3 protein-coding genes and 1 pseudogene are annotated in these 5,651 nt (G+C 73.8%); all 4 read left to right on the forward strand.

The genetic code is table 11. The features are described 5' to 3' along the window. Window positions 1–762 precede the first annotated feature (762 nt). Window positions 763–2,016 (forward strand): annotated as a pseudogene (locus tag GUY61_RS33575) (tetratricopeptide repeat protein); the annotation flags it as partial. 225 nt (window positions 2,017–2,241) lie between these two features. After that, window positions 2,242–3,357 (forward strand): alanine dehydrogenase, encoded by a 1,116-nt coding sequence (ald, locus tag GUY61_RS33580; RefSeq protein ID WP_166634100.1) that lies wholly within the window; start codon window positions 2,242–2,244, stop codon window positions 3,355–3,357. Between the two features lie 568 nt (window positions 3,358–3,925). Then, window positions 3,926–4,924, forward strand: a complete 999-nt coding sequence (locus GUY61_RS40815) for a ParA family protein (protein WP_398957841.1) — start codon at window positions 3,926–3,928, stop codon at window positions 4,922–4,924. Between the two features lie 41 nt (window positions 4,925–4,965). After that, window positions 4,966–5,481, forward strand: a complete 516-nt coding sequence (locus GUY61_RS33590; protein ID WP_208106789.1) for a hypothetical protein — start codon at window positions 4,966–4,968, stop codon at window positions 5,479–5,481. Window positions 5,482–5,651: the final 170 nt, after the last annotated feature.

The raw sequence follows: 5,651 nt of genomic DNA on the forward strand, positions 1-5,651 counted from the left end.
GGGTCGCGGGGGTCGGTTCCGGCCGGTGCGGGCCACTCGGGAGTTCCGGGCTCCGGTTCCGGCGGCCCTGGCGCGCAGGCGGCACGCGGCCCCGACGCTCCTGGTCGTTGCGGTGCCCCGGCCGGGTCGGGCCGACCCGCGGAGGCAGCCGGTGCCGCGGCGGAGGGCGGCGACGGCGGGGCCCGTCGCTTCGACCGGCCGGGCGGTGGCGTGTCCTCAGCGGGAACCCGCCCCCACCCGGACGGCGGGGCGCCGGAGCCCGCCGCTGCGGCGCCCGGGGGAGTGCCGCGTACCGGCGGGGTCGTACGGCCGGGCAGCCGGGCCGCTGACGTGGACGCAGGGGGGCTCGGGGCCGGTGGCCGGCACTCCGGCCCGTACGACCCCGCCGGGGCCGTGACGGCACCCGGCGAACGGCCCGGGAGCGCGGGTCCGGCCGAACCGGCCGAACCGGCCGAACCGGCCGAACCGGCCGAGGCGCCGAGGACTCCGGGAGAGCCCGGTGCCGGGAACGCGCACGCGGTGCCGGAGACCCGTGGCCACGGCCGCGGCGCAGGTGAGCCCCGCCCCGGGTCCTCCGCCGTCGACGCGGCGCAGGGCCCGGCCCGGGGCGGGGTCTCCGCCCCGGCCGCGGAGCCGGAGGAGGCCGTCGAGCTGGACCTGGGCGAGCGGATGCCGCGGCGTCCGGCGCCCGGCGGCGGCGCGGCGGCCTTCCGCCGTGCGGCCGGCCGCGCGCCCGCGCTCGGCGCGGCGGACGCCGGGGACCCGCTGGAGCGGGTCCTGCGGCTGGTGCACGACACGCTGCCCCAGCCTGCCGCGCGGCTGCTGAGGCTGCTTGCGCTGGCCCCCGCCGGGCTCGTCGACGCGCACACCGCGTCCGCGCTGGCCGGCTGCTCGGTGGCCGCCGCGCAGAACGCGCTGGAGGACTTCGTCGCGCAGGGTCTGCTCACGCCGCTGGCGACCGCTCCCGGGACTCCTCCTGCGCAGTACCTCGTGCCCGGCTGCCTCGCGCCCCTGCTGCGCGAGCTGATGACGGCCAGGGAGCGGGCCGGGGAGATCGAGCTGGCGCGGGCCCGGATGCTCGAGCGCACCGTGCGGCTGCTCCAGTCGTGCCGTGCCGTGACCGAGCCCGAGGGCTCGCAGGCCAGGCGAGGTCTCTCCGGACTGCCCAAGGCCCTGCGCTTCGCCTCCCCGGGAGCCGCGGCGGACTGGCTGCTGGACCGCCGGCCCGCGCTGCTGGCGGCCGCGGAGGCGGCGGTGGAGGACGGCAGCCTGGACACCCTCGCGAGGCGCCTGGTGGCCGCTCTGGTGCGCGCCCTGGCGGCGCACCGGGGCACCGAGGCCGCCGCTCCCGAGCTGTACGGACTCCATCAGCTGGTGCTGGACGTCGCCGAGCGCCGCGACCTGCACCGGGAGAAGGCCGCGGCCCTGCTGAACCTCGCCGACCTGGACGCCAGGACCGGCCGTACCGAGGACGCCCTGGCCCGCTACCGGGCCGCGCTGGACGCGGGACGCGCCGCGGGCGACCCGTACGCCATCGGCCGCGCGATGGAATCCGTAGGCGGCGCGTACCAGGAGCTCGGCGACTGGCAGCGGGCCGCCGACTGGTACGGCCGGGCGCTGTCCCACCGCCTCGCCCGCGGCGAGCACGCCGACGAGGCGCGGCTCTACGGACGGCTGGGCACCGCGCACACCTACGCGGGCCGCTGGGGCGAGGCGCTGCGCGACTGGCGCGCGGCGGCCGCCGGGTACCGCCGCCTCGGCGATCCGCAGGGCCACGCAAGGGCGTTGAGCGAGGCGGCCAGGGTGCAGGAGTACGCCGGCCGCCCCGAGGAGTCGATGCGCACCTGCCGCGAGGCGATGGCGTACGCGCGCGAGGCGGGCGACACCAGGCTGCAGGCCGCGCTGCAGCTGCGGCTCGCGGACACCCTGGACCGGCTCGGCGACCCGGCGGCCGCCCGGTTGCACCGCAGCGCCGCGCAGACCCTCCTCGGTTCCGGCCTTCAGGCATCTCCCTGAAGGGTCACCGCGGCACCGTGCCTGCGAAATCCGTAGTCACTCGGCCGAAGATTGCCTCATTGGAAGGCTAGACAGCTAGAAATCCTTCATTAGACTGGCTGTGCCGCGTGTCAGAGCGGTCATTCCCGGGTATGCGGTGCATATCCGGCCTGAGAGGCATTGCCCCGAGTAGTCACCCGAGCCCCAGCGCCCCTGGGTCCCCTGAGTCAAGGACCGTGATCGATCGTGTTGGTCGGTATCCCCCGCGAGGTCAAGAACAACGAGTTCCGCGTGGCCATCACGCCCGCCGGAGTGCACGAGCTCGTCCGCAACGGCCACCAGGTCTCCGTCGAGCGGGGCGCCGGCCTCGGCTCCTCCATCTCGGACGAGGAGTACGTCGCCGCGGGCGCCCGGATCCTTCCCACCGCCGACGAGGTCTGGGCCACCGCAGACCTGCTGCTGAAGGTCAAGGAGCCGATCGCCGAGGAGTACCACCGCCTCCGCAAGGACCAGACCCTCTTCACGTACCTCCACCTCGCCGCCTCCCGCGAGTGCACCGACGCGCTGCTGGAGTCGGGCACCACCGCGATCGCCTACGAGACGGTGGAGCTCCCCGGCCGCGGGCTGCCGCTCCTGGCCCCCATGTCCGAGGTCGCGGGCCGCATCGCCCCCCAGGTCGGCGCGTACCACCTGATGCGCTCGGCCGGCGGCCGCGGTGTGCTGCCCGGCGGTGTGCCCGGCGTGGCGCCCGCCAGGGCCGTGGTCATCGGCGGCGGAGTCTCCGGCTGGAACGCCGCGCAGATCGCCATCGGCATGGGCTTCCACGTGACCCTGCTCGACAAGGACATCAACAAGCTGCGCGAGGCCGACAGGATCTTCGGCGCGAAGATCCAGACCATCGTCTCCAACGCCTTCGAGTTGGAGAAGGCGGTCCTCGACGCCGACCTCGTCGTCGGTGCGGTCCTCATCCCGGGCGCCAAGGCGCCGAAGCTGGTCACCAACGAGCTGGTGTCCCGGATGAAGCCGGGAAGTGTCCTTGTCGACATCGCGATCGACCAGGGCGGCTGCTTCGAGGACTCGCGCCCCACCACGCACGCCGAACCGACCTTCCAGGTCCACGACTCGGTCTTCTACTGCGTGGCCAACATGCCCGGCGCGGTGCCCAACACGTCCACCTACGCGCTGACCAACGCCACGCTGCCGTACATCGTGGAGCTCGCCAACCGCGGCTGGCGCGAGGCGCTGCGCCGTGACGCGGCCCTGGCCAAGGGGCTCAACGTCCATGAGGGCGCGGTCGTTTACGGTCCGGTGGCCGAGGCCCACGGAATGGAGAGCGCCGACCTGAGCACGCTGCTCGGCTGAGTCGTCCCGCGTGTCGACGAGGTCGACGTGTCGCCAACTCGACGTCAACGGGAGCTGTCAACCGTACGGATCCGGCCGGACCTTGCCCGTCAAGGTCCGGCCGGACGCGCGTGCGAGCGCTGTGCGCCGGCGGTTCAACTCGCCTTGAACATAAGACTTTATCCGTTTCGCGCCCCCGCAAAACTTCGCGGATGCGGTCCTTACGCCCTTGACAGAGGGGTGTTCGGTTGCCGACACATCGTGCTGTCTCCGGTGGATTGTGTTGCTGTGGACCGCCGACACGCCATAGAGTCGCCAACCGTCGGCATGCTGCCACGCTGACGTATCTAGAAGTTTCCTGGTCACCAAGGAGGTAAGACGACTTGTGAATGAGTCGACATTTTCTCCCGGGGGTGGTCAACCAGGAACGCGCTCCCTACGCCCGGAGGGCGTGGGGGTGCCCCCAGCGCGGACTCAGCATCCCGCAGGGTTCGAGGCTGTCGGCTCCATCGCGGTCCAGACCTTCGCAGCCCGGCATCAGAGCACGACGACAGCCCACCAGAGCATGGACGGCCTACACGTGAACGCCATGGCCGGCGACGGAAGTGGCCGGGAAACGACCCACAGCCACTTCGCCGACTACGACGAGGTGCCCGAGGGGCATTTCTACGACCCCGACGCCGAATACGAGCCCGATCCCGAATACGCGGCCACCCTCGCGCCCGACGCGGCGCGCCAGCGCCGCGAGCGCATCGGCCCGACCGGACGGCCCCTGCCGTACTTCCCGATCCCGGGCCCGCTGACCGACCACGGCCCCGCGAAGATCATCGCGATGTGCAACCAGAAGGGCGGCGTCGGCAAGACGACGTCCACCATCAACCTGGGTGCCGCGCTCGCCGAGTACGGACGGCGCGTCCTGCTCGTCGACTTCGACCCGCAGGGTGCCCTCTCGGTCGGCCTCGGCGTGAACCCGATGGAGCTCGACCTCACCGTCTACAACCTGCTCATGGAGCGGGGCATGTCCGCGGACGAGGTGCTGCTCAAGACCGCCGTGCCCAACATGGACCTGCTGCCGAGCAACATCGACCTCTCGGCCGCCGAGGTCCAGTTGGTCAGCGAGGTCGCCCGCGAGTCCACGCTGCAGCGTGCCCTCAAGCCCCTGCTGCCCGACTACGACTACATCGTGATCGACTGTCAGCCCTCGCTCGGCCTGCTCACGGTCAACGCGCTGACGGCCGCGCACAAGGTCATCGTGCCGCTCGAGTGCGAGTTCTTCGCGCTGCGCGGCGTCGCCCTGCTGACGGAGACCATCGAGAAGGTCCAGGAGCGCCTCAACCCGGAGCTCGAGCTCGACGGCATCCTCGCCACGATGTACGACTCGCGGACCGTGCACAGCCGCGAGGTGCTCGCGCGCGTCGTCGAGGCCTTCGACGACCACGTCTACCACACGGTGATCGGCCGGACCGTGCGCTTCCCCGAGACCACGGTCGCCGGTGAGCCCATCACCACGTACGCCTCCAACTCCGTCGGTGCCGCCGCCTACCGCCAGCTCGCCAGGGAGGTGCTCGCCCGGTGTCACGCCGAGTGAGTCTGCCCGGAGCCGACGAACTGTTCCGTACGACAGGGGGCATGGCACTCCAGGCGTCCACCCCGCGCCGGCAGCAGGCCAACGGCGAGGCCCGCGTCCCCGCACCGGGCGGCGAGCCGGACCCGGCGGAGCCCGCGGATTCCGCGGCGGCCGCCGGGGCGGCGGGGACGGAGGCGGCACCGGCGGAACACGCGCCCGCCGACGCCGACCCGGCCGAGCCCCGCAGCCGCGCGGCCGCCGCGGAGGCAGAGGCCGCGGGCCGGGGCGGCGCCACCGCCGCCGTGCAGGCGGCCGCGCAGGCCGGCGGGCAGACCCGGCGGCGGGGCAGGGCCGCGAAGCGGCCCAGCGGGCGGGAACGGCACGACGAGAAGATCACGGTCTATGTCTCCGCGGAGGAGCTCATGGACCTCGAGCACGCGCGGCTGGTGCTGCGCGGCGAGCACGGGCTCGCGGTCGACCGGGGCCGCATCGTCCGCGAGGCGGTCGCGGTCGTCCTCGCCGACCTCGAGGCGCGCGGCGACGCCAGCATCCTCGTACGGCGGCTGCGCGGCCGCTGAGCGGCACGGTCCGGGCCCTTCCCGGTTCCTCCCCGGCCGCGTTCCGCGACCGGCGTGCGCGAGAGCGCGTGCAAGACCCCGCGGGTCGGTCCGCCGGGGCGGCAGCGGTGTCTGTGCGGCGGTCCCCGTACCCTCGGGCGAGGGGCGGTAGCCTGCCCGTCCCCCCGCCC

This window comes from Streptomyces sp. GC420 (genome assembly GCF_009916105.1).
Lineage (GTDB): Bacteria > Actinomycetota > Actinomycetes > Streptomycetales > Streptomycetaceae > Streptomyces.